The 26,026-nt window shown below is 50.9% G+C and carries 22 protein-coding genes, 1 tRNA gene and 1 pseudogene; 20 read left to right on the forward strand and 4 right to left on the reverse strand.

All coding sequences use genetic code 11. The features are described 5' to 3' along the window. Nucleotides 1-311: 311 nt before the first annotated feature. The 3 genes from uvrB to KD909_RS04320 all read left to right on the forward strand — a co-directional run bounded on the left by uvrB (nt 312) and on the right by KD909_RS04320 (nt 6,391). Nucleotides 312-2,282 carry an excinuclease ABC subunit UvrB gene (gene uvrB / locus KD909_RS04310; protein WP_012726933.1) on the forward strand — a complete coding sequence of 657 codons (1,971 nt, stop codon included), beginning with the start codon at nt 312-314 and terminating at the stop codon, nt 2,280-2,282. Beyond that, nucleotides 2,283-5,156 carry an excinuclease ABC subunit UvrA gene (uvrA, locus tag KD909_RS04315; protein WP_211782504.1) on the forward strand — a complete coding sequence of 958 codons (2,874 nt, stop codon included), beginning with the start codon at nt 2,283-2,285 and terminating at the stop codon, nt 5,154-5,156. A gap of 65 nt (nt 5,157-5,221) precedes the next feature. Next, nucleotides 5,222-6,391, forward strand: a complete 1,170-nt coding sequence (locus tag KD909_RS04320) for a DUF4097 family beta strand repeat-containing protein (protein WP_012726931.1) — start codon at nt 5,222-5,224, stop codon at nt 6,389-6,391. Between the two features lie 36 nt (nt 6,392-6,427). On the opposite strand, the gene KD909_RS04325 is transcribed toward KD909_RS04320, so the two are convergent. Beyond that, a complete protein-coding gene (locus KD909_RS04325; RefSeq protein ID WP_012726930.1) occupies nt 6,428-6,784 on the reverse strand; it encodes a hypothetical protein in 357 nt (118 codons plus the stop codon). A 148-nt stretch (nt 6,785-6,932) separates the two neighbouring features. Between KD909_RS04325 and hprK the strand changes: the two genes are divergently transcribed. From hprK to KD909_RS04395, 14 genes and pseudogenes are all read left to right on the forward strand, one after another. Next, entirely contained in the window at nt 6,933-7,868 is a 936-nt protein-coding gene (hprK, locus tag KD909_RS04330) for an HPr(Ser) kinase/phosphatase (RefSeq protein ID WP_211782505.1), read from the forward strand. Between the two features lie 2 nt (nt 7,869-7,870). After that, nucleotides 7,871-8,689 carry a prolipoprotein diacylglyceryl transferase gene (gene lgt, locus KD909_RS04335; RefSeq protein WP_211782506.1) on the forward strand — a complete coding sequence of 273 codons (819 nt, stop codon included), beginning with the start codon at nt 7,871-7,873 and terminating at the stop codon, nt 8,687-8,689. After that, entirely contained in the window at nt 8,689-9,339 is a 651-nt protein-coding gene (gene ppaX, locus KD909_RS04340) for a pyrophosphatase PpaX (RefSeq protein ID WP_012726927.1), read from the forward strand. Before lgt ends, ppaX begins: the two co-directional genes overlap by 1 nt. Then, on the forward strand, nt 9,332-9,814 hold the full coding sequence (locus KD909_RS04345; protein WP_031422866.1) for an acyltransferase: 483 nt from the start codon (nt 9,332-9,334) through the stop codon (nt 9,812-9,814). Before ppaX ends, KD909_RS04345 begins: the two co-directional genes overlap by 8 nt. A gap of 294 nt (nt 9,815-10,108) precedes the next feature. After that, on the forward strand, nt 10,109-11,581 hold the full coding sequence (locus KD909_RS04350; protein WP_047795083.1) for a tetratricopeptide repeat protein: 1,473 nt from the start codon (nt 10,109-10,111) through the stop codon (nt 11,579-11,581). A gap of 68 nt (nt 11,582-11,649) precedes the next feature. Continuing rightward, on the forward strand, nt 11,650-12,603 hold the full coding sequence (gene trxB / locus KD909_RS04355; protein ID WP_012726924.1) for a thioredoxin-disulfide reductase: 954 nt from the start codon (nt 11,650-11,652) through the stop codon (nt 12,601-12,603). A gap of 120 nt (nt 12,604-12,723) precedes the next feature. Continuing rightward, nucleotides 12,724-13,596, forward strand: coding sequence for an RNase adapter RapZ (gene rapZ, locus KD909_RS04360; RefSeq protein ID WP_078147308.1), 873 nt, complete (start codon nt 12,724-12,726; stop codon nt 13,594-13,596). Between the two features lies 1 nt (nt 13,597). Further along, complete coding sequence (gene yvcK / locus KD909_RS04365) at nt 13,598-14,593, forward strand: gluconeogenesis factor YvcK family protein (protein WP_012726922.1); 996 nt, start codon at nt 13,598-13,600, stop codon at nt 14,591-14,593. Between the two features lie 34 nt (nt 14,594-14,627). Further along, on the forward strand, nt 14,628-15,581 hold the full coding sequence (gene whiA, locus KD909_RS04370; RefSeq protein ID WP_012726921.1) for a DNA-binding protein WhiA: 954 nt from the start codon (nt 14,628-14,630) through the stop codon (nt 15,579-15,581). 86 nt (nt 15,582-15,667) lie between these two features. Then, nucleotides 15,668-15,904 (forward strand): hypothetical protein, encoded by a 237-nt coding sequence (locus tag KD909_RS04375; protein ID WP_012726920.1) that lies wholly within the window; start codon nt 15,668-15,670, stop codon nt 15,902-15,904. A 93-nt stretch (nt 15,905-15,997) separates the two neighbouring features. After that, entirely contained in the window at nt 15,998-16,513 is a 516-nt protein-coding gene (locus KD909_RS04380) for a DUF2179 domain-containing protein (RefSeq protein ID WP_012726919.1), read from the forward strand. 89 nt (nt 16,514-16,602) lie between these two features. Further along, nucleotides 16,603-17,046 carry a hypothetical protein gene (locus KD909_RS04385; RefSeq protein WP_236548933.1) on the forward strand — a complete coding sequence of 148 codons (444 nt, stop codon included), beginning with the start codon at nt 16,603-16,605 and terminating at the stop codon, nt 17,044-17,046. Nucleotides 17,047-17,102: 56 nt separating this feature from the next. After that, nucleotides 17,103-17,798, forward strand: a complete 696-nt coding sequence (locus tag KD909_RS04390; protein WP_074036291.1) for a MerR family transcriptional regulator — start codon at nt 17,103-17,105, stop codon at nt 17,796-17,798. A 328-nt stretch (nt 17,799-18,126) separates the two neighbouring features. Then, a pseudogene (locus KD909_RS04395) lies at nt 18,127-19,472 on the forward strand (IS1182 family transposase); the annotation flags it as partial. A gap of 143 nt (nt 19,473-19,615) precedes the next feature. Here the strand turns inward: KD909_RS04395 and KD909_RS04400 are convergent. The 3 genes from KD909_RS04400 to KD909_RS04410 all read right to left on the reverse strand — a co-directional run bounded on the left by KD909_RS04400 (nt 19,616) and on the right by KD909_RS04410 (nt 23,336). Further along, nucleotides 19,616-22,381 (reverse strand): putative bifunctional diguanylate cyclase/phosphodiesterase, encoded by a 2,766-nt coding sequence (locus KD909_RS04400; RefSeq protein WP_211782508.1) that lies wholly within the window; start codon nt 22,379-22,381, stop codon nt 19,616-19,618. A gap of 155 nt (nt 22,382-22,536) precedes the next feature. Continuing rightward, a complete protein-coding gene (gene clpP, locus KD909_RS04405; protein WP_012726916.1) occupies nt 22,537-23,112 on the reverse strand; it encodes an ATP-dependent Clp endopeptidase proteolytic subunit ClpP in 576 nt (191 codons plus the stop codon). Between the two features lie 151 nt (nt 23,113-23,263). Next, nucleotides 23,264-23,336 (reverse strand) — tRNA-Arg (locus KD909_RS04410). A 118-nt stretch (nt 23,337-23,454) separates the two neighbouring features. On the opposite strand from KD909_RS04410, the gene KD909_RS04415 reads away from it, so the two are divergent. From KD909_RS04415 to KD909_RS04425, 3 genes are all read left to right on the forward strand, one after another. Next, the gene (locus KD909_RS04415; protein WP_211782509.1) at nt 23,455-24,600 is read left to right on the forward strand and encodes an RNA polymerase factor sigma-54; all 1,146 of its coding nucleotides are present in this window, start codon (nt 23,455-23,457) and stop codon (nt 24,598-24,600) included. A 5-nt stretch (nt 24,601-24,605) separates the two neighbouring features. Continuing rightward, entirely contained in the window at nt 24,606-24,863 is a 258-nt protein-coding gene (locus KD909_RS04420; protein WP_047795086.1) for a glutaredoxin family protein, read from the forward strand. 109 nt (nt 24,864-24,972) lie between these two features. Further along, a complete protein-coding gene (locus tag KD909_RS04425; protein WP_012726913.1) occupies nt 24,973-26,001 on the forward strand; it encodes a sugar-binding transcriptional regulator in 1,029 nt (342 codons plus the stop codon). Nucleotides 26,002-26,026: the final 25 nt, after the last annotated feature.

Raw genomic sequence — 26,026 nt, forward strand, 5'->3', positions numbered from 1 at the left:
GGATAGAGCGAAACGTTCACGAAGTGGATGTTTTTTTTACGTATTTCAAGCACTCCAATTCACATAGGGACATAGTCCAATCGATCACGTGCAATCCCTTATGCCACAAAAGTGATTGTATTGAAATCTTGATGTGATAGTTTGGATGGAACTAGATGTTTCTTTTGAGACAGTAAAGGAAAAAGAAATGGACAATGAATCGAATGAAAATAGAAATGAAATGCATTAGTCTATAAGCTGATAAGCGAATATTTGTTCGTGTCTATGGTATAATCAAGACACTTATGAAATGAGAAGGTGAGGAGTATCTTATGGAATCGATTCCGTTTGCATTACAATCTGAATTTCAACCAGGGGGTGACCAGCCTGAAGCGATTCGACAGCTTGTCGAAGGTGTGAATCGAGGTGACCGGTATCAGACGCTCCTCGGGGCAACGGGTACGGGGAAAACGTTCACTGTCTCGAACGTCATCCAAGAAGTGAAGAAGCCGACACTCGTCCTCGCCCATAATAAGACGCTCGCCGGTCAGCTTTACTCGGAGTTCAAAGAGTTCTTCCCGAACAACGCCGTCGAGTACTTCGTCAGTTATTATGATTACTATCAACCGGAGGCTTACGTGCCGTCGACGGATACGTTCATCGAGAAGGATGCGTCGATCAATGATGAAATCGATAAGCTGCGTCACTCGGCGACGTCGGCTCTCTTTGAGCGCGATGACGTCATCATCGTCGCATCCGTTTCCTGTATATATGGTCTCGGTAACCCGGAAGAATATCGGAGCCTCGTCTTGAGCCTTCGCGTCGGGAAAGAGATGGGGCGTGACGAGATGTTACGTAAACTCATCGACATCCAATATGAACGGAACGATATCGACTTCCAACGTGGACGTTTCCGTGTCCGTGGGGACGTCGTCGAGATCTTCCCGGCGTCGCGTGATGAACACTGCATGCGCATCGAGTTCTTCGGGGACGAGATCGACCGCATCCGGGAGATGGACCCGTTGACGGGGGAAATCATCGCAGACCGTGACCACGTCGCCATCTTCCCGGCATCCCATTTCGTCACACGTGACGAAAAATTGCAAAAGGCAATCGTCAACATCGAAGCGGAACTCGAGGAACAGCTTGAGAAGTTTCGAGAAGAAGGGAAACTGCTTGAAGCGCAGCGACTCGAGCAACGAACGCATTACGATTTGGAAATGATGCGTGAGATGGGGTATTGTTCAGGAATCGAGAACTATTCGCGCCACTTGAACTTGATGCCGGAAGGCTCGACCCCGTACACGCTACTCGATTACTTCCCGGAAGACTTCTTACTCGTCGCCGATGAGTCGCACGTGACGCTTCCACAAGTACGCGGCATGTATAACGGGGACCAGGCACGGAAACAAGTGCTCGTCGACCATGGTTTCCGTCTCCCTTCGGCGAAGGATAACCGTCCGCTCAAGTTTGATGAGTTCGAGAAGAAAGTCTCACAAGCAATCTTCATCTCGGCGACACCAGGTCCATACGAACTCGAACATACACCGAACATGATCGAGCAAATCATCCGTCCGACCGGTTTACTTGATCCAACAATCGAGATTCATCCAATCAAAGGTCAGATTGACTACTTGATGGATCAGATTCGCGAACGCATCAAGCGTGACGAGCGGGTACTCGTGACGACGCTCACGAAGAAGATGGCAGAGGACCTATCCGATTACTTGCGTGAAGCGGGAATCAAGGTCAACTACATGCACTCTGAGATCAAGACGCTCGAGCGAATTGAAATCATTCGTGACCTTCGACTCGGGAAGTATGACGTACTCGTCGGGATCAACTTGTTGCGGGAGGGTCTCGACATTCCAGAAGTCAGTCTCGTGACGATCCTCGATGCGGACAAGGAAGGATTCCTTCGTTCCGATCGCTCGCTCATCCAGACGATTGGACGAGCGGCGCGTAATGCGAACGGACACGTCATCCTGTTCGCGGACAAGATGACCGACTCGATGGCGCGTGCCATCGAAGAGACGGATCGCCGTCGGTCAATTCAACAGGCTTATAATGAAGAACATGGCATCACCCCGCAGACGATTCGAAAGGACGTGCGAGGGGTCATTCGGGCGACGGTCGAAGCGGAAGAGGAAGCACTCGAATCGCTCAGTACGATGAAGCCGGCCGAACGCGAGGCGGCGATCGCCAAGTTGGAAGAAGAAATGAAGCAAGCGGCACGCGACCTCCAGTTCGAACGCGCGGCCGAATTGCGTGACTTAATCTTGGAGTTGAAGGTAGGGAATTAAATGGCTGAAAAGAAAAATGCGATTGTCATCAAAGGGGCACGCGTCAACAATTTAAAAAATATTGACATCGATATCCCACGTGACCAGCTCGTCGTCTTGACGGGCTTGTCCGGCTCCGGGAAATCGTCACTTGCGTTCGATACGATTTATGCGGAAGGACAGCGACGGTACGTCGAGAGCTTATCCGCCTATGCCCGTCAGTTCCTCGGACAGATGGATAAGCCAGACGTCGATACGATTGAAGGGCTCAGTCCGGCCATCTCGATTGACCAGAAAACGACGAGTCGTAACCCACGGTCGACAGTCGGAACGGTGACCGAAATTTACGACTATCTCCGACTGCTGTTCGCACGAATCGGGAAGCCGGTCTGTCCGAACCACGGTATCGAAATCTCGAGTCAAACAATCTCGCAGATGGTCGACCAGGTGATGGAATTGCCGGAACGGACGCGACTCCAGATTCTCGCGCCAATCGTATCGGGTCGAAAAGGGACGCACGTGAAAGTATTCGACTCTCTGAAAAAAGAAGGATTCGTCCGCGTCCGTGTCAATGGTGAAACGATTGAATTGACGGATGAGATCGAGCTCGATAAAAACAAGAAGCATTCGATTGAGGTCGTCGTCGACCGTCTCGTCGTCCGACCTGATGTGGAAGGTCGTCTTGCGGACTCTCTCGAGACGGCATTACGTCTCGCAGACGGCCGTGTCATCATCGACAAGATGGACGGGACCGAGCTCCTCTTCAGTGAACACCATGCCTGCCCAATCTGTGGGTTCTCCATTGGCGAACTCGAGCCGCGCATGTTCTCGTTCAACTCACCATTCGGGGCATGTCCGACGTGTGACGGTCTTGGGACGAAACTAGACGTCGACCCAGAACTCGTCATCCCGGACCCATCGAAGACGTTGAAAGAGGGGGCGATTGCCGCCTGGCAACCGACGAGTTCCCAGTACTATCCACAACTGTTGGCTGCGATGTGCCAGCATTTCAACATCGACATGGACGTGCCATTCGAACGCCTATCCAAGCGTGACCAGGACCTCGTCTTGAACGGGTCTTCGGAGGAATCGTTCCTCTTCCGCTACGAGAACGACTTCGGTCAAGTGCGGACGAATACCATTTTCTTTGAAGGGGTGCTCCGAAATATCGAGCGCCGTTATCGGGAGACGACATCCGACTATATCCGCGAGCAGATGGAAATGTACATGGCGACACATGCGTGCCCGACATGTCACGGCTATCGCTTGAAAGAAGAGTCGCTCGCCGTCCAGATCACGGGTCAGCACGTCGGGCAAGTGACGGAGAAATCGGTCGTGAACGCACTCGCGTTCTTTGAAGGACTCAACGAGCAGTTGAGCGAGAAAGAGATCGCCATCGCCCGTCTCATCCTCCAAGAGATTCGGGAACGACTCAGTTTTTTGAATAACGTCGGTCTCGACTACTTGACGCTCTCTCGTGCCGCAGGAACCCTCTCCGGTGGGGAAGCACAGCGGATTCGTCTCGCGACACAAATTGGGTCTCGTCTCACGGGTGTCTTGTATGTCCTTGACGAGCCGTCCATCGGTCTTCATCAACGCGATAACGACCGGTTGATTGCGACGCTCAAACAGATGCGGGACATCGGCAATACGCTCATCGTCGTCGAGCATGACGAGGACACGATGATGGAAGCCGACTACTTGATCGATATCGGACCGGGCGCCGGGGAACATGGCGGACAGGTCATCGCGGCCGGGACACCGAAACAACTGATGAAAAATAAAAACTCACTCACCGGTCAATATCTTGCCGGGAAGAAGTTCATCCCGCTTCCGGCTGAACGGAAGATGCCGGACGAGCGTTTCTTAAAGATCGTCAAAGCAGAAGAGAACAACCTAAAAGACGTCGACGTGTCCATTCCACTCGGGATGTTCGTTGCCGTAACAGGGGTCTCGGGATCGGGTAAATCGACACTCATCAATGAGATTCTCTACAAATCGCTCGCGCACAATATGAACCGGGCGAAAGCGAAGCCAGGGAAACACAAGAAGATTGAAGGGCTCGAGCATATCGATAAAGTCATCGATATCGACCAATCCCCGATCGGACGGACCCCTCGTTCGAACCCGGCCACGTATACGGGCGTCTTTGATGATATCCGCGACGTCTTCGCCTCGACGAACGAAGCGAAGATGCGTGGCTACAAGAAGGGGCGTTTCAGTTTCAACGTGAAAGGCGGACGCTGTGAAGCATGCCGTGGGGACGGGATCATCAAAATCGAGATGCACTTCTTGCCGGACGTCTATGTCCCATGTGAGGTCTGTCACGGGAAACGCTATAACCGGGAAACGCTCGAAGTGAAGTACAAAGGGAAGACGATTGCAGACGTTCTCGATATGACGATTGAGGAAGGTCTCGACTTCTTTGACAAGATTCCGAAAATCAAGCGGAAGATTCAAACGATTTATGACGTCGGTCTTGGCTATATGAAACTCGGGCAGCCGGCGACGGAGCTCTCCGGCGGGGAAGCCCAGCGTGTCAAACTCGCCTCGGAGCTTCATAAACGGTCGACCGGGAAGACGATTTATATTTTGGACGAACCGACGACCGGTCTCCACGTCGACGACATCGCGCGCTTGTTGAAAGTGTTGCAACGCCTCGTCGAGAACGGGGACACGGTGCTCGTCATCGAGCACAACCTCGACGTCATCAAGTCGGCCGATTATTTGATCGACCTCGGACCGGAGGGTGGAGACGGTGGCGGACTCATCGTCGCGACGGGGACACCAGAAGAAGTCGCGGAAGTGTCCGGTTCGTATACCGGTAAGTATTTGAAGCCGGTTCTCGAACGAGATGCAGCACGAGTGAAACCGAAAGCAGGAAAAAAGAAATAAGTATAGAAATGGTGAGAAACGGGAAGGTAATTGACGTGCAACCAAATTGAAGGGGGAAAACGAACGTGAAACAAGAAATGCGTGAACTAATTCTCCAGCAAGTGAAGGAAGGCAAGATGACGATCGAGGAGGCGATGACGCAACTCGAACGTCTCGAACGACTCGAACCGGAACAGGTTCAAGCGCTTGAAGAGCGACAGGATACAGAAAAGGTCGATGCCTATTCGGTTGAATCGCTCACAACGAAACTGACATCTGCAGTGGAGGGGCTCGTGACGAAACTTCGCGACAGCGACTTTTCATTCAGCTCGAACTTTGGTCCGGAAGTGACGTATTCAAAGTCGTTCCCGTTCACAGGTAGCGACATCTCGCTCGATCTGTTCAATGCGTCGGCGACGATCGTCTCGTCTGATGCTGAGGATTGTGAACTGATTGTCACCGGTCGTCCGCTTCGTCAACAAGACGCGGATAAGGCGCTCGAACAGTTACAGTCTGCGGTTAAGCATTCTGTCATTGGGGATCGTCTCGTCGTCTCGCTCCGTGACAAGCTCGTCCGGGCCCACGTGGAGCTGTACGTCCCGCACCACCATTTCAACCACCTGCTCGTTCAGACGTTGAACGGTGAAGTCCGGGCCGATGGTCTCGATGTCGAGAACGTCCGTGTGCAAACCGCAAACGGGCGTGTCGTGCTCCATGACGTGCATGCGTCGGAACTCTTACTGAACACAGGGAATGGGACGGTCGAGGTCGAAGGCGTCGAAGCGGAACTCGTTCACGTTCGGACCGGAAACGGTGCCGTCATCGTCGGTGGGAAGTACGATAAAGCCTCCCTCAAGACCGGGAACGGAAACATCCGTGCGGAACTGGCGACAGCTCGTCCTGCGAAGTTTGAACTCGCGTCACTCGCCGGAAACATTCGACTCGTGTTACCACACGGCGTCGAGGTCGAAGGGGAGCTCGAGACGAACTTCGGTGGTCTGCACTGCTTGCTCGATGAGCTCGAAATCATCCGTGACCGCAAGGACGTCGCACAGCGTCGTCTGGAATTCTTGTCAGGTCGCGGTCAAACCCCTCGCATCGAAGTCGAGGCGGGGACGCGTACCGGTACGATCGATTTGGAGCACGGTTCGGTCTATACGCCGTCCACATTCCTCGATGAGGATAAAGTGGAACCGGCTGACCCGGTCGATCCCGTCGACCCGGGCGATTTGAACAATCCGTTCCATCAACAATAAGCAAATCCCGAAGGCGCCGCCTTCGGGATTTTTTGATTATAGATTCATTTCATACTCCATCTGTTGCCAATCCATCATCTGCGTATCAAACAAAGTGAAGGCGCTGATAGCAAAAACGATGAAGAGGACCGGTCCGGCAATCAAGAGAATGATTCCAAGTAGGCGCATCGACTTCGAGCGATTCCAGTAGAAGATGATGGCGACAATCATGGAGATGAGCGCTCCGGACAAGAAGAAACCGATGATGTTCAAGATGAACAAGAGTAAGATCGTCTCGTTTTTCGTCGCGGCATATTCTTTCCACATATCGATCAATGATTTGATGATGTAAACGAGTGACCCAATTCCAATCACTAGCGCAAATAAGATGACAATTCCGAATAAACCTTCCATTATTCCACCTCCTAGTAAGCCTATACCCTACATACGAACGGCGTAATAGGATGGTTTCAACAATTTTTTGACACGTTCTTCACCACTTCCCTAACCCGTCTTAGAAAGAGCTATGATACAATAATGAGCGTGAAAGGGGCAGATACTGATGCAAAATATCGTACGTACCGCTCAAGTCGTTGAGCGTTTTAAACTTCAAGTCATTGCGGGAGAAGAAGGACTTCATCGTCCGGTCGCAACACCAGACCTGAGTCGACCGGGTCTCGTCCTTGCCGGCTATTATACGCACTATGCCAAAAACCGCTTGCAAGTGCTTGGGAAGACGGAGTTGACATTCTATGCGAGCCTCTCGGAAGAGAAGCGTCGTGAACGAGCTAAAATCTTGTGTACGGAACAGACGCCAGGAATTTTAATCACGCGTGGCTTTGATACTCCAAAGGAAATCGAAGAAGAAGCGGAAGCGGCAAACGTCCCGCTCATGCGGACGAATGCGGTGACGACCTCAATCGAATCACAAATCACGAACTTCCTAGAGATGGAACTCGCACCGATGACGGCGATGCACGGCGTGCTCGTCGACATTTACGGTGTCGGTGTCCTCATCAAGGGCCAGAGCGGTGTCGGGAAATCGGAGACGGCACTTGAACTCGTCAAACGGGGTCACCGCCTCGTCGCCGATGATTCGGTCGAGATTCGTCAAACGGGGGACCAGCTCCTCGTCGGATCGGCGCCGAAACTCATTCGTCACCTGCTCGAGATTCGTGGAATCGGCATCATCGACGTCATGACGTTGTTCGGTGCGGGGGCGGTGCGGTCGCATAAAAAGATCAGCCTCATCGTCAACTTGGAGAACTGGGACGCGGGCAAGGTATACGACCGTGTCGGACTCGACCACAATACGATGAAAATCATCGACAGTGAAGTTCCGCTCTTGACCATCCCCGTTCGACCTGGTCGAAACTTGGCAGTCATCATCGAGGTCGCCGCGATGAACTATCGTCTGCAAAATATGGGAATCAATACGGCTGAAGAGTTCGCGGAACGTCTCGCGAACGCGATTCAGGATACTGAAGGAGACTTGTGAGCATGGTAGAACCGACATTTGATCGTGTGGCGTTTGAGATTGGCTCTCTGCCAATCTATTGGTACGGCATGATTATCGCCTTCGGGGCGATGCTTGGTCTCGTCCTCGCCTTATACGAAGCAAAACGTATCAATTATGATTCGGAACGACTCGTGGATGTCGTCATCTGGTCGATTCCGATCAGCATCGTCTTCGCACGCATTTATTACGTGACGTTCCAATGGGACTATTATTCAGAGAACCTCGGACAGATCATCGACATCCGTCAAGGCGGAATCGCCATTCATGGTGCCATCTTCGGTGCTCTCCTTGTCGTCATCGTCTATTGTATGCGAAAGTCGATGTCGTTCTGGAAAGTGACGGACATCTTGGCGCCATCACTTCTTCTCGGACAAGCCATCGGGCGTTGGGGAAACTTTATGAACCAAGAGGCGCACGGTGGTGAGACGACGCGTAGCTTCTTGCAAGATACGCTCATGCTGCCAGACTGGATCGTCAATCAGATGTATATCGATGGGGCTTACTATATCCCGACGTTCTTATATGAAAGTGTATGGAATATCATCGGGGTCATCCTTCTCGTCGCGTGGCGCATGATTGGCAATCCACGACGTGGTTATATCTTCTTGTCGTACCTCATCTGGTACTCGATCGGTCGCTACTATATCGAGGGACTTCGTACGGACAGTCTCATGTCAGGAGATTTGCGTACGGCCCAAATGGTGTCGATCGCCTTGATCCTCTTCGGTATCGTCATGATGATTCTTCGTCGCAAAGCGAAACGTTACAATGACCCATCAGAGAAAGGATTGTTTGATTAATGGATACGCTCTTATTTGATTTAGACGGTACATTACTCGATACGAACCCGCTCATCATCGCGAGCTTCCGCCATACGTTCGACTACTATTTCCCCGAGCAAACGTATCGGGATGAAGACATTTATCGATTCATCGGACCGACGCTCGAAAAGTCGTTCCGTGAACTCAACGAACCGGAATGGAAAGAGATGCAAGCCTTCTATCGGAGCTTCAACATCGCCATGCATGACCAACTCGTCGCAGAGTATCCAGGGGTCATCGAGGGGCTATACCGCCTCCATGCGAAAGGGTACAAGATGGGCGTCGTCACGTCGAAAGGTCGTCCGGTCGTCGAGCGCGGGCTTCGATTGTTCAACATCGACCACTTGTTTGACGTCGTCGTGACGGCGGATGACGTCGAGAACGAAAAACCTCACGCCGAACCGGTCGAACGTGCGCTCAAGGCGCTCGGTTCGTCACCAGAACGCGCCGTCATGGTCGGAGACAACGACACGGATATCTACAGTGGTAAAAATGCCGGAACGAAGACGGTCGCTGTCGGCTGGGCCCTCAAAGGGCGTCCATTCCTCGAATCGCTCGAACCGGACGTCATCATCGACTCGATGGAACATTTCGAGGCGTGGCTAGACGAGGTCAGCATTCATGCGTAAGACGACACGGTATCATATCGAGGGACCGAATCCGCTTTGGCAAATGTATCAGACGATTCGCTTCCTGCGTGTTTTCAAAAACACGGCGGTCGTCCTGATCGGGCGTTACTTCCCGTCGGTGAAGGCGAAACGTTGGCTTTACCGGACGTTCCTCGGAATGAATATCGGGGAGTATAGCGCCCTTGCTCTCATGGTCACACCGGACGTCATGTTCCCGGAACGCATCACGATCGGTCGCAATACGGTCATCGGCTTCAATTCGACGATCCTCTGTCATGAGTATCTCGTAGACGAGTATCGGATCGGGGACGTCATCATCGGTGATGGCGTATTGATCGGTGCGAACGTGACCATCCTGCCGGGTGTGACCATCGGAGACGGTGCCGTCATCGGTGCGGGAGCGATTGTGCACCGTGACGTCTTACCGGGAGAACGGGTCATCGGTTCGAAGCTTCAATCGTTGACACATATTTGACACAATTTTTCGCAAAATGTTTTCATGAGCATTTTGTTCATACAAGATCAAGAATACTTGAGCGGTATCACTTTTTTTAAAGGAGATGCCGCTTTTTTACGGATAAATGTACAGAAATGAATCCATCATATTTTCGTTCAAAAACAATTTTTGAACTTAGTAAAAAATATTCATTATAGAGGGAATATAGTCGCAATTTTTTTTAACTTTTTCAGTTGCCCTCGTTGTTCGAGTGCGGTATTCTTATCCCTGCAACTAAAAAAAGATTTAGAGATGATGTGGAGGATTTAGAATATGGAAGCGAACTATGAAGCAGTAATGACGCTACCCGAACCAGAATCTCCGCTCGCTGCGGAGCTCCACTACTATAGAGGTCGTCGTGCGTTACGTGAAGGTCGCCTGGATGAAGCGACTTTTTTCATGGCTGAAGCGACAGCGGCAGCCACGCATCGCGTCGACTATCATAAACAGTACGCAGAACTGTTATTTGAAGTAGGGGAGGTCTACCACGCCAATGACGTGTGGAAACGAGTATTAGAGCTCGACGAGACCGCAACAGAGGCACTGTATCACTTAGCAAGCAACTGTGCCTATGTCTCTCAATATGAAGAAGCGGCGAACTATGCATCCGAATATCTCGCCCGTGACACGAAAGGTCACTACACGGAAGCCGTGCAATCCCTTCTTGAACTGATCGAACTCGAACAAGAGCTCGAGGACGAGGAAGAAGACGAATTGATCACATGGCATACGGAAGCGCAGCGTCAAATCGACAAAGGACGATTGTTTGCGGCAAAGGCGACACTCGAGCGTCTCATCGGTCAATATCCATCGTTTTGGCCGGCATACAACAATCTATCGGTCGTCAGTTTTTATCTCGGCGATGACCAAGCCGCCTTCCGGACGCTCGAATACGTGCTCGACCAAAATCCGGGCAACTTGCATGCGATCTTGAACACGATCCTCTTGCTCCATGAAGCGGGTCAATCGGAAGCGGCGATGCAGTTGTCGACACCACTCACGCGTGTCCGTCCACTCCAATTTGACTTACGTTATAAATTGGCGACGACACTCGCGCTCGTCGGACATTACGACCGTGCGTATGAAGAATTGCGTCTATTGAAAGATCGCGGATTCCGTGGGGACCCATTGTTCGGGCATTGGCTCAGCGTGTCTGCCTACAAGACAGGACGACTTGAAGAGGCAGCCACCTACTTGAACAATGAAGAGATGAAACAGTTCGAAGAGAAACAGAGCTTCGACATCCGAGAAAACCTCGAATTTCGTTCGGCACTCGTCCAAGGATTGCGTCAAGAGAGCGATTTAGCTCGAATCGAGATCATCCGAATCATCGCCAACTTAAAAGATGACGAAGCGTTCGAAGCGCTCGCGCTCACGAATGCCGTGACGGAAAATGAGACGGTCCGGGCATTCGCGGAGATGTGTCGTGCCGACCTTTGTCAGCAACCGTTCAACGGAGACGTCCGGATCAAGCGTGCGTTTGATGCGCTCGTCTTGGCTGAAGCACATGTATCCGAAGCGGAACGGATGAGCCTAGAGGGCGACTTCTATGAGCGTTTTGCGATGCTTCTCTTGTCTGATGAATCATTCATGGACGTAACGGCATCGGCCGCTGCGCTCGTCTGGATGTTTTATACGAAACGGGACGCATTGATTCTCGAAGATTGTGCGAATGCCTTCCATCTCTCGGTCGACACGTTGACTGACACGGTTCGTTCGTTCAAACGGACACTCGAACAAGCATAAAGATAGACGATACCCTTATAGGTTTCTTATACTAAAGGCAATCAATTTCTTGCAGAGGTGGAATCAACATGACAGAAGAAAAAATTTATGACGTCATTATCATCGGTGCCGGTCCTGCCGGAATGACCGCTGCGCTATATGCTTCACGTGCGAACCTTTCAACACTTATGATCGAACGCGGAATTCCGGGTGGTCAGATGGCTAACACGGAAGACATCGAGAACTATCCGGGCTATGACAGCATCCTGGGTCCTGACTTGTCTCAGAAGATGTTCGACCATTCGAAAGCGTTCGGAGCGGAATATGCATATGGGGACGTGCAACGCATCTCGGATGAAACAGAGTATAAAATCGTCCATGCGCACAACCGTGACTATAAAGCGCGTGCGATCATCCTCGCCTCTGGTGCTCAGTATAAGAAAATCGGCGTACCGGGTGAAGAAGAGCTCGGCGGCCGTGGCGTATCGTACTGTGCGGTATGTGACGGGGCATTCTTCAAAGGGAAAGATTTATTCGTCATCGGTGGTGGCGACTCAGCCGTCGAAGAAGGTGTCTTCTTGACACGTTTCGCGAACAAGGTGACGATCGTTCACCGTCGCGATGAGCTCCGCGCGCAAAAGATTCTTCAAAAACGTGCGTTCGATAATGAGAAGATCGATTTCATTTGGAACCACACATTGAAAGAAATCACAGAGAAAGACGGAAAAGTCGGTGGGGCTCGTCTCGTCAGCACAATTGACGGGACTGAGACAGACCACGAGATCGACGGCGTCTTCATCTATATCGGCATGAACCCGATCACAGGGTTCGTCCAAGACCTCGGCATCACGAACGAGCAAGGCTACATCGTCACGAACGAGGCGATGGAAACGAACATCCCAGGGATTTTCGCTGCCGGCGACGTTCGCGAGAAAACGCTTCGTCAAGTCGTCACAGCGACGAACGACGGATCGATTGCCGCTCAGAATGCTCAACACTTCATCGAGGGACTCCTCGAATCGCTGCAAGAACAAAACGCATGATTCAAGAAGGTAGGACTGCGGGGAACCGCGGTCCTTCTCTTTTTTTCGGACGTTCGTTATACTAGATGAAGAGAGCTACACACACGGCTCGGTTGTCAATTTTAAGGGGGCGTCAGCGAGATGGAAGACTTTAAAGGATTAGAAGAATTGATCATCATCAGTGGGATGAGCGGGGCTGGGAAGTCGGTCGCCATGAATAGTTTCGAGGACCTCGGCTATTTCTGTGTCGACAACTTGCCACCGGTACTCTTACCACAATTGATTGATGTCATCAGCTCGGTCCGACCGAAAATCGCGGTCGCCATCGATACACGGACACGAGACTTTATCGATAGCTTGTTCATCGTCATCGACGATTTGGAAAAGAAGAACGTGCATCCGCACCTGTTGTATTTAGAGACGCGGGACGACGTGCTCGTTCGCCGTTATAAGGAGACGCGACGGTCCCATCCGCTCGCACCGGAAGATGCGCCGCTCGTCGGCATCAAGATGGAGCGCGAACTGTTAGAAGGATTCCGTGACCGGGCCCACACGTTGTATGATACGAGCGACTTGAAGCCACAAATGTTGAAGGACCGCATCCTCCAACAGTTCAACGAAGAACGGATCCCGTTCACAGTCAACTTCATGTCGTTCGGTTTCAAACACGGGGTGCCGCTCGATATCGACTTATTGTTCGACGTCCGTTTCATCACGAACCCATTCTATATCCCTGAGCTCCGTCCGCTCACGGGTCAGACGACAGAAGTACAAGAGTACGTCATGTCGCACCCGGAAGCGCGAGCGTTCTATAAGAAGTTGATCGACATGCTCGAGTTCCTCCTTCCGCAGTATAAACGGGAAGGGAAGACGCAAATCGTCGTGGCGTTCGGCTGTACCGGTGGGAAACACCGGTCGATCACCTTCGCTGAGAAAGTGTCGGAGCACTTTGCTGATCGCTATAACGTGAAGACGGTCCACCGCGACCTCGTTCACGCGACGAAGGAGAAGTGACATGAGACGAGACCGGAAAGTAGTCGCCATCGGCGGAGGGACAGGGTTGTCCACTCTCGTCCGTGGATTGAAACATTATCCGCTCGACATCACGGCAATCGTCACCGTCGGGGACGACGGCGGGAGCTCGGGACGTCTTCGTGACGAGTTCCATATGTTGCCCCCTGGCGACATCCGTAACGTCATTTTGGCGTTGTCGGAAGTTGAGCCGTTAATGGATAAGATTTTGCAATACCGTTTCGATACGGGATATGGATTAGAAGGACATTCCCTTGGAAATTTGATGCTCACGGCAGCGACTCACATCTGTGAGGGTTCGTTCGTCAAAGCAATCGATGTCATGTCGCAACTCTTGAACGCACAAGGGAAAGTGTTGCCAGTGACAGAGACGCTCATGACCCTCGCCGCCGAGTTCGAGGACGGCACCATCGTCAAAGGGGAGTCCAAGATTCCGCTACATGAGCAACCGATCAAGCGTATGTTTTTACTCGAGGAAGGCATTGAACCGGCCCCGGGCGTCGTCGAGGCGATTGAATCGGCGGACGTCATCGTGCTCGGTCCAGGAAGCCTGTATACGAGTATCATTCCAAACCTTCTCATCCCGGCGGTGCGGGAAGCCATCATCCGCTCGAAAGTCCCGGTCGTCTATATTTGTAACGTCATGACGCAACCAGGTGAGACGAAAGGCTATGACGCGATGAAACATTTAAAAGTCATCGAGTCGTACCTTGGGAAGGCATCGATCGACACGATTGTCGTCAACAACGAGCCGATTGAAGAAGAGTATTTGGAGCGTTACCGTGAGGACGGGTCGGAAGAGGTCCGCTTCGATCGGAAGAAACTCCGAAACTATGGGACGAACGTTCTCGCTGGGGACATCGTCGACTATAACCGGGAGTATATCCGTCATGATTCCGACGCCATCGCCGGACTCGTCATGCAGCGGGTGCTCCGTATCAAGAAGCCACGTTCGTTTCAAGAATTGGAACTGAAATAAAGATTGTTGGAAAGACAGAAAGGAGGGGGACTCGATGAGCTTTGCATCAGATGTGAAGAAGGAATTGACACAACTTGAAGTGACTGACGCGGAAGCGAAAGCGGAACTGTCGGCACTCGTTCGGATGAACGGAGTCATCTCGCTCGCCCTTGGGCGAGGCATGACCTTAGACGTCTCGACGGAGAACGCCTCGATCGCCCGTCGGATTTACTCGTTGATGAAACGCCTTTACGACCATCCGCTAGACTTGTTTGTACGGAAGAAAATGCGTTTGAAAAAGAACAACGTCTATATCGTCAGGGTGTCACAGCATGCGGAGACGATGCTTCGGGACCTTGAGATCCTCGGAGAGAATTACGAGATGATCCGAACACTGAACTCGGATATGACGGGGGACGAGAATTTAGCACGCGCTTATTTACGTGGTGCTTTCCTCGCCGGCGGGTCGATCAACCATCCGAAAACGTCGTCGTACCACCTCGAAATCTATAGCTTGTACGAAAACCATAACCAGGCGCTACGTGATTTGGCGAACCGGTTCGAGTTGAACGCGAAGACGCTCGAACGGAAAAAAGGGCATATCTTGTACATGAAAGAGAGCGAGAAAATTTCAGATTTCCTCAAGCTGATCGGGGCGACCCGAGGCATGTTGGAGTTTGAAGACGCACGAATCATCAAAGATATGCGGAACTCCGTCAACCGTCTCGTCAACTGTGAGACGGCCAACTTGAACAAGACGGTCGGTGCGGCATTGCGCCAAGTCGAGAACATCAAGTTCTTGGAACGGACGGTCGGACTCGACGTCTTACCGAAAAAATTGCGGGAAATCGCCGAACTGCGCGTCACGCATCAAGACGTCTCGTTACAAGAACTCGGGGAGATGCTCGAGTCCGGTCCAATCTCGAAGTCAGGAATCAACCATAGACTTCGTAAAATTGACCAGATTGCTGAGCGCGTGCGCAGTGGCGATGAAATCGCATCCTCGTGATGCGGTTGCGCCAAAACCATTCTTCCTATATAATAAGCAATTGTGTATAGGTTTTATGAATAGCGAATTAAAGGAGCTTCATCATTATGTCGAATGAAAAGAAAAGATTATCGCTCACGATCGACGCTAAGCTCGACCAGGTCATCACAGAGCGTGCCAAAGAAATCGGGATTCCGAAAAGTGCACTCGTCACGTTTGCCACAAGCCTCTTCCTGAACCAGCTTCGTGCAGAAGAGTTGTTGAACGGGGACAAGAACGCAATCTACGAAGTCATTCGTAAAGACTACGAGTTGCTCACGAGCGTAAAGAATCTAGATAACTAAGTGAAAGGTTGACTGCGGTCAGCCTTTTTTAGTTGCATCTCTCTAAGAAATTTGGAATAGTGGTGATAATGAATTGGAACGGAGGTCGATCAAATGGGTCAAATCTTACTCATCCTACTGCTACAACTAATCTACGTTCCGGTGTTGACGCTCCGGACGATCATGCTCGTGAAAGGGAAGACCGTCATCGCCGGTCTATTCGGAACGCTAGAGACGCTCATCTATATCTTCGCGCTCGGCATCGTGTTCCAGGATCTGACGACGGTCGGGATGATCGTGTATGCGGTCGGTTTCGGGCTCGGGATCTTACTTGGCGGTTTCGTCGAACGAAAACTCGCCATCGGTTACAACATGATCCAAGTCCATACGAAAGAATATCCGGCGGAGCTTATCCAACAGATGCGTGACAACGGATATGGAGTTACGCATTATCAAGGGCAAGGACGTGACGGGGTCCGTTACCGTCTTGACGTATTGGCGGCCCGGACCCGGATGAAAGAATTGCGTGAACTCGTCGAGAAGCATGAACCGAAAGCGTTCCTCGTCGCATTTGACCCAATCGACTTCAAAGGCGGTTATATGATGAAAGGACTGCGTCGCCCGAAATGACGCACAAGACTCACGGACGTGGGTCTTTTTTTGTTAGAGTAGGGATTTTATCTCGTGATAGGGAACTAGTGAAGAAAGGAGATGAGACCGTGAAACGAAATCGGCGTGTGTGGATGATCTTACTGTTTGTACTTGTCGGGGCGGGAATCGTTTATTTCGCCATGACCTTATTTGGGGATGGAGAGGACAGTGTCAAGCCACCGCTTCCAACGATTCGGGTTGGTTCGGTATCGGCAGAAGTGGAACAATCGACGTACTGTTGGGAGACCGGCAATCAAGCGACATGCGCCGATTACGGACTACCGGAAGCGGACGATCTTCAACTGATCACTGTCAAACCGGGAGACCGGATCGATGTCGTCTATCATGCAGAACCGATGACATCGAGTTTCAATCGAATCGAGGATGGGGAACTCGTCTCTTCCGAACTCGTCGTTCCGGATGAGCCGGGCATCTATCTCTATGAAGTCGGCGGAGAGTGGTCGCAAGGAGATAGCCGATACGTCTTCGGTGTCCGGGTCCCTGAAAACTAATGGTTGACCTGCCTCTAAGGGGCAACTGTACAGTGAAAGTAGGAGGTGGGGAAACCGTGATTCCAATCGGAAGAGTCGCCCATGTGACCGGATTGTCGGTCAAGGCGATCAAATTTTATGAAGCGCGCGGATTGGTCCGCCCGACGCGGACCGAGAATCAGTATCGAATGTACGGGATGGAAGAGATTCGACGGTTAAGTGAAATCAAACGATTACGTCAAATTGGACTCCGTCTAGAACAAATTCAATCGGGTCTACCGGTTGATACATTACTAGAAACACGATTGGATGAAGTCCAGGCAGAAATCGAACGACTTCATCGAATCGAGAGGCAGATTCGATTGATGCAATCAGGAGGGAACGACATGAAGATTCGATATGAGATGTTGAATGAAGCCATTTCCGTCTATGGATATGGTGGTACGTTAGAGGAGATTCCGAACATGTGGGCCAAGCTTCAACCAGAATTGACGACAGACGAATCGTACGGGGTCTGTCTCCCGCAGGAGAACGGTTATGTCGCGGGGATGACGAAGCCGGTGTCGGGAGAAAGTGCGCGAAGTGTCGAACTGACGAAAGGGAACTATATCGTCGCGACGGTGCAGGGAGGCATCCCGATGATTCCGTCTACGTATGAGCAGCTAGTAAACGTTCCAGATGTGACGCTACGAGACGCGGTCGACTTCGAGCGCTATATTCACGGTCAAGGTGGAGCGGACGACATCATTGAGATTTGGATGCCCATCGAATAGAAAAAAGAACGCATCCATCGATGCGTTCAGCTTGTTGACAAATAAGATGTTCGAACTCGTCCTTCCGGCGCCCACGCTTTCCGCAGGCAATCCCGGAGCCGCATCGCGACTCAGGTCGCTGCTGGGTCTCCGTCGGATTGCTTTCCTGCAGGAGTCGGGGCGCCGTGGGACGAGTCACACGAATGGTCGCCACCTTTGGCGGCCATTTGTCTTTTTCTGAGGCCTCGATGGCCGAAGAAAAAGCCCGATACATACTTCGAACCCTTACAAACGGGGAAAGAAGAAGGTAAACACCAAGTTCGCCCGTCATCAAAAGGAGGAACCCGATATGTATCGCGCCCATTCTGAGAAACGACATGAACCGATCCAGTCCAAGACCACGTTGGACCAGCTGGTCCCGCAGGATCATCTCGTCCGGAGACTCGACCGTCACATCGACTTCTCGATCGTGCACCGGCTCTGCGCCCCGCTCTATTCGAACACCGGTACGCCCGGCATCGATCCGGAGATCATCATCAAGATCATCCTACTCGGACCCCTGTTCAACATCCGTTCCGTGCGCCAGACCGTGAGGGAGGTTCAGACGAACCTCGCCTATCGCTGGTTCCTCGGTCTCGGCATCGATGAGAAGGTTCCCGACCATTCGACGATCAGCCAGGCCTACCGCCGACGCTTCCAGGGGAACGACGTGTTCCAACAAATCTTCGAGGACATCGTCCGACAGGCGGAATCTCACGGTCTCGTCTCCGGGCGCATCCTGATCACGGATTCCACGCACATCCGGGCGAACGCGAACAAGAAGAAATTCGACAAGGTCGAGGTCGAACGGGTCGTCGGTGCGATCGAGGACGAGCTTCTCACCCGCGTGAACGAGGAACGGGCCGAACGCGGAAAAAAGAACTGAAACCGGCATCTGAGAAGAGGGAGTGCCGGCTCGTCAAGGTGAGCCGGACCGACCCGGATGCGGGATACATGTATCGTGACCAGAAGCCGGAAGGCTTTTTCTGGCTGGCGCATCGGACGGTCGACGCCAAGCACAATTTCATCGTCGATGTACACGTCACACCCGGGAACGTCTCGGACAGCACCGTCTATCTCAATCGGCTCGACCATGTCCTCGAACGTTTCCATTTCCCGCTCGAGGCGGTCGCACTCGATGCAGGCTACTTCACGACCGGGATCGCGAAGGCGCTCGTCGAACGGGGCATCTTCGGGGTCATCGCCCGGAGGCGTTTCGGTGGGAAGAAGGGGATGTTCCGCAAGACCCGGTACACGTACCTGCCCGAGGAAGATGCGTATCTCTGTCCGGCGCGACAGCGCCTCACCTATCAGACGACGGACCGCCACGGCTATCACCATTAAGTCTCCGACCCCTCCATCTGTCAGAACTGCCCTCTCCTCGAGAAGTGCACGTCCAGCCGGACGCACCGAAGGGACATCACACGCCACGTCGATGAACATTACCGCGAGCAGGTGAACGAGAACCGCCTGTCCGCGTCCGGGAAATCCCTCTACCGACTGCGGCCGCAGACCGTCGAGCGCTCGTTCGCCGATGGGAAAGAGCTCCACGGGCTCCGTTTCACCTTCTACAGGGGGACCGCGAAGGTCCAACGCGCCAATCTGGTGGCAGCCACCGCACAAAACATGAAGAAGCTGGCCAACCTGTTGGCCAGAAAGGACCGTCTACATAACATTTCTTCAATCTTTTGTCGGGCAGAACGCCTCAAGCTCGTTGAACATAAAAAAAGACGAACCAAATCGCCATATGCGATTTGGTTCGTCAACAGCCTGAACGCATCCATCGATGCGTTCTTTTTTTAGAGAAAATGATGGAGATGTAACGTATTTTTAGCTTGCTCCGGAGTGAGATGGAAGGCGTGCTCAGTAGCGCCCTCTAGTAAACTCTGTTCAATTGGCTCTAATTCATATGTGTAAATCCCGTCCTCGAAGTCGGGAGTTCCGATGATGTTGACAGGAATCGGTTGGTCCTGCGATTTCATCAGAATGGAGAACTGTAAAAAATCGTTCGGTGGTAAAAACAAGGTCGTATATAATTTGAACGACTTACGATCTTCCATCGACACTAGAGCAGGTGCTCGACCCAAATCGGACGTGAACGATTGGATGCGAGAAAAAATCATTTGAACGGGAATCAGCATCGTATGGCCCTCGAGTGAACTCAGTTCCGTCGGAGGCAAATACGTTTGATCAAGGAGACGAATCATCTGCTCGCTCTCGACTGGTGGACTGAAGAGATAACCTTGGATCGTTTGGACACCATGGTCCCGCAACCAATTCAAATCACGGAAACATTCTACACCTTCGACGACGATATCCATGCCAAATTCTTTTGCGATATACATCAAGCTACGGACGATGGCTTGTGATTTCACATTTTGATGAATGCCGTGTGCGAAAATTCGGTCGATCTTCATGATTTGGATATTATAATCCTGTACGTACGCGAGTGAAGAATAACCGGTACCGAAGTCGTCAAATGACACGGTGATGCCGAATGCATTCAATGTCTCAAACACGGACTTCATTCGATCTCGGTTCTCCAATAGCGTCGATTCTGGAATTTCGATTTCTAAATAATGAGGTAGGATGTTGTGTCTCGTATAGGATTGTTGAATTTGTTGCATGTAGTTATCTAGATAGAAATAGGAAGCCGGAATGTTTATTGAAATCGGGATGCATGTCGGAAGCTGATTCATAAATCGACAGACTTCCTCGATTAAAAAGTCCGTCAATTCCACAATCTGTTGGTTGTGCTCAATCAACGGAATAAATTCAGCAGGCGAGATGGGTCCCCAAGTTGGATGTGTCCAGCGCATCAGTGCCTCAGCGCCAACAATTTCACCGGTCCACGCATGGACTTTCGGTTGATAGACAACAAACAGCTCCCTATTTTTGATGGCGGTGCGTAAATCATTGATCAACGTATAGCGACGCAAGGATGGCAAGTCAACGCTCGATGAATAGAACGCCAGATTGGAATGTCCCTGTGTGTAAGCGTGATTCGTCACCTGAACGGTATGGGCAATCAGTTCGTTCGCCGTCATCCCGTCATGTGGGGAGCGACAGACACCGACGGAAACGTGTGGGAAGATTTCATACTCACTGATGCTGTAAGCGCGTTCGGACAAGGTGGTCAACTTTTCACCGAAACGCCGGACTCTCTCATCGGTCCAATAACTAGGAATCACGATGCAATATAAATCTTCATGAATGACAGCTAATAAGGCATCATCAGGAACGTAAGGTTGGAGCGTGCCGATCGTTACGGCATTCCATTCATCTGCTAATTCAAAGCCTAGTGTTTGTTTGACCTCCGCATAGTGGTTGAAGGAAATTCCAATCATCGTGACGGATTGCGCCTCTTCTAATAGTTCTTCGATATGTGTCTTTAACGTATCTCGATTGGCAATTCCCGTAATCGGGTCAACTGTCCGTAATGTGGTGATTTCTTGCTCCTGTTCTTGCAGTCGCGTAATATTTTTCAAATAGGAGCGGTAACCGGTTACATTTTTATTCTGATCCCAGATAGGTTCACGCTTTTCTTCCACCCACTTCAATTCATCCTTTACATAAACGCGATATATGTAAGTAGCGGATTCTCCTTGTAACGTCTCATGACGTGATGAGGTGAGTAGTTCCAAATCTTCTGGATGAAGAAACTGCTTCCAAAATTCGAGCGTGATATCAGAAGGCTCAATCTCAAATCCAATCATACGGAATTGGCCAGGAGAAATGTGTTGGAACGTATCGCTCTGAAAATCAAACTCCATCATCCCGGCTTCGATAAACTGATTGAATTTCTCAATCTTCTCATTGTCAGTTTGGTAGACCGATTGATCCATCACCGCGCATGTAAGTAGTTTTCGATCCATAGATAAATGGCTACGTACGACATAATGGTGGTATTGCGATTCTTCTAAATGAAAGATTCGAACAACAGACTCCCGCATCTCAATCTCAGGGTCGATCATCAACTCACCAAGAATCTTTAAATACACATTTAAATCATCTGGATGGAGTAACTGTTTGAAGAGTAGCGGTGTATGTGTATCCGATGAAATAGTGCTAAGTCCGAACATATCTTTCAATGATCCAAATGTCTCGAAATAGTGAGTCTCTAAATTGAACTCAAAGAGGGCGAGACCGTGAATGTCGCCGAAGACTTGACGATAAGCATCAAAGCGCATACGTTCTTGTGCGAGCTCATTTTCATATGTTCGCTCCATCACCGAGAACACTAAGGTAATCTCAGGGTGAACAGAAATAGGGACGGACATCAATTGAAATAGACGATTCGACGGTTGAAGACGAACTTGAATCCCATCGTGTAACGAAGTCATGGATTCCGCAAAAGGGTCCAATTCGTTTGACAGTATTTCAAAAAATTCTTCGATGGATTCTGAAAGCAACTTTTCGAACGAAGGGTTGACGAACCAAATTTCATCATCTTTAGTAAGAGCACATAGGGCTTCAGGTGAATGCATCCAATATTCCAGTAATGAAGTATGATTATCCGAATCATCAAACGGAATAATTGAACTGAAATGTAATAATTTTTTCAAAATAAACCTCCCGATTTGGTCTACATTATCTATATATTCCTATTTATTATAGGTCTCTTGTTCAGAAAATAGGGTCAATATCTTTTTAATTTGCAGGTTTCAGAAGTCAATAAAAAAGACACACATCCAATTAGGATTGTGTGTCTTTCGGAAAATTAACGTGTCATGACTTTGTCGATGAGACCGTAGTCTTTCGCTTGGTCAGCTGCCATGAAGTAGTCACGCTCTGTATCGCGCTCGATGACTTCAAGTGGCTGTCCAGTATTTTCTGCCATGATTTGGTTCAACTTCTCGCGCATCTTGATGATGCGTTCTGCGTGAATCTTAATGTCTGACGCTTGGCCCTGTGTGCCGCCGAGCGGTTGGTGAATCATGATTTCTGCGTTCGGCAATGCGAAGCGTTTTCCTTTTTCACCGGCTTGGAGCAAGAAGGCACCCATCGATGCGGCCATTCCGATACAAATCGTCGACACGTTCGGCTTGATGAAGTTCATCGTGTCATAGATCGCCATACCCGCTGTGATCGAACCACCTGGGCTGTTGATGTAGAGTGAGATGTCCTTTTCTGGGTCCTCAGCTGCAAGGAAGAGGAGCTGTGCGACGATTGAGTTCGCGACGTTGTCGTCAATCGCACTTCCGAGAAGGATGATGCGGTCTTTAAGCAAGCGTGAGTAGATGTCATACGCGCGCTCCCCACGGCCTGTCTGTTCGATAACTGTTGGAATTAACATTGAATCTGCCTCCTTTATGTAGGTTGTAATTTCATCATACCTGTATAGTCAATGATGGTCAAACGATAGTCATCGTTTTTCACCTATTCCACGATTTTCTCGTCGTGAAACGAAAAAGAGGCCAGGCAATCTGCCTGACCTCTACATCTGATACACCCGGAGAGATTCGAACTCCCGACACCTGGCACCGGAAACCAGTGCTCTATCCCCTGAGCTACGGGTGCATATCTGTGACACGAATTTATTATACATTTGTTTTATTAAAAAAGCAATCCTGTTCGCATAGCTTTTTTGAGCGCGACGGAAGCGGGTTCGTTACAATAGAAAAGAGGGGGGAGAACGATGCAACGGCAGGAGCAAAAACAAATTCAGCAACAACAGATGACACAAGACCTCGTGCAGCGGTTACCGGTCCTTGAAGCGGATCGTCTCGCGCTCGTATTCCGGTTGGCGCGTCTTGCACGACATAACCCGAACATTCACATCGGGAGCGGGGGCGTCGATTGGATTGCAGATGCGGCAAGCTCGTTTGAAGAGAAGCTGTTCACACAGATTCATGAGGGGAGCGGCAGTGAGTCTGAGAAAGCGTTGCGACGACAACTCGTCCTCTTGCTCGACTATCGGGGATTATTGCCGGAGGCGAATGAGGTGTTGGCGGAGCGACTCGGTGTCGACGTCACTCAGGTCGAACAGGCGAGGCAGACACTCTTATTTCTAGAACCGACGGGGATCGGGTCAAGAACGGAACGGGAGTGTCAATATCGACATGCGATCGAACATGAGGACCCTCGCGTCGTCGATGTATTCGAAGCGATCGAGAGTGGGGTGAGTCCTCAACAGATGACGACTGCTCTCGGTATTTCAGAGGAGGAATTGGCAAGTCTTGAACGAATCGTTGCGACACTTCCGAAACGTCCTCTATTATATGAAGAAACGGGTCATGTTTTTCCGGAAGTCGAGGTACGTTATGAAGATGGGACACTCGTCACGACGTGGCTCAGTCCAGAACTCGACGAAACGCGTGTCGGGAACGACCGAGAGGCGAAATGGTGGATGACGTCCCTTTCGATGCGGAACGAGACGCTACGTGAGATCTGGTCGGTCATCGAATCACGTCAGACTGAGTGGCTTAAAGGGGAACTCGTTCTCCATCCCTTGACCCGACGGACGGTCGCACAGCTCATAGGAAAACATGAATCGACGGTCGGACGAGCCATCCAAGGGAAGTTCGCCAAGACCGAGAGTGGCATCATGGAATGGCGACATTTTTTTGTTCGGTCTACAAGTCGCGGGCATTCGCCGTTTATGATTAAACGGGCACTCGCAGAACTGATTCAACGAGAGAAGGCACCACAAAGTGATCAGGCGCTTGCGAATGAATTGATTCGATACGGTTATCAAGTGACCCGGCGGACGGTGACGAACTATCGGGAAGAGCTTGGATTCGGTAATTCGCGCGAGCGTGAGCGACAGTTATGGAAGGGATGACGAAAATGAAATTAACATTATATAAACGCGACAATTGTTCACTATGTGACGAGGCGGTCGTCATGCTCGAATGGTTACAGGAAGATTATCCGATCGAACTCGAACAGGTCGACATCACGGGGGATGAGGTGCTCGAGGCGAAGTACCTCTTTGAAATCCCCGTTCTCATACATGAAGGTGTGGTCATCAGTCAAGGGCGATATGATGACAACAAAGTTGAAGATTTTGTTAAGTATACGCTTACATCGAAAAAAAACGTTTGAAGGGGTTGCCAGACGGAAAAGTGATTGATAAGATGAACTCGTAGCGGTGGGACGCAAATAAAAAAGTGGGACAAAAGTTGTCCACACTGAAAGTCGAGGGGGTATGAGCATGATCCAGCAACTGATTCACGTTCAGAAGCAAATTGTCCCTGACCTGCTCGATACGCTCCGACATCGTTACGATATCTTACATTATGTCCGCTTGATGCAGCCGATTGGCCGCAGGACACTCGCGACGAGCTTGGGACTGACCGAACGGGTACTCAGACGAGAAGTCGACTTTTTGAAAGACCAAGGTCTTCTTTACGTCGCTACTCAAGGAATTTCCCTCAGTGAGACGGGACGAAACGTCTTACGAGACTTGCACGAGATCATGGGAGAACTTCTCGGGATCTCAGAAGTGGCAAGAGAGCTCGAAGAGAAATTAGGGGTTCGCCAAGTCGTCATCGTACCGGGTGACTCGGATGAGACATTCTGGGTTCAACGCGATATCGGACGGGCGGCGGTCACGCAACTAAAAGCGCGGCTCGCACCGGATGATAATGTGATTGCGGTAACGGGAGGAACGACGATGGCATCGGTCGCGGCGATGATGTCGCCCGATAAAAAAGAACGCCCGATGCATTTCGTGCCCGCACGTGGAGGTCTTGGAGAGACGCTTGAACTTCAGGCGAACACCGTCTGTTCACGCATGGCGGATCGGGCCCACGCAGACTATCATCTTCTACATATTCCGGATGAAGTATCACAAGAAACATTCGACCGGATGGTGGAGGAACCTAGCATAAAAAATGTGCTGGAAATGATTAGAGCGGCGCGAATTGTGGTACATGGAATTGGTGAGGCAGAAACGATGGCAAAGCGCCGTCACGCATCACCGGAGCATTTGCGGATGATTGAAAGGCATGACGCCGTCGCCGAGGCATTCGGATATTATTTCAATGCTGAAGGTGAGATCGTTCATCGCGTCAAGACGGTCGGGATCCAACTCGAAGAGCTGGATGACATGGATACCGTCATCGCGGTTGCCGGAGGGAAATCGAAGGCACAGGCGATCGCCGCTTATGCGAAACACACGTCGAACATCATCCTCGTCACAGACGAAGGTGCGGCGAAAGAATTATTAACTTGTTATTAAAGAGTTGACCCCCGTTGGCTCTTCA

Source organism: Exiguobacterium sp. PFWT01 (assembly GCF_018255795.1).
Taxonomy (GTDB): domain Bacteria; phylum Bacillota; class Bacilli; order Exiguobacteriales; family Exiguobacteriaceae; genus Exiguobacterium.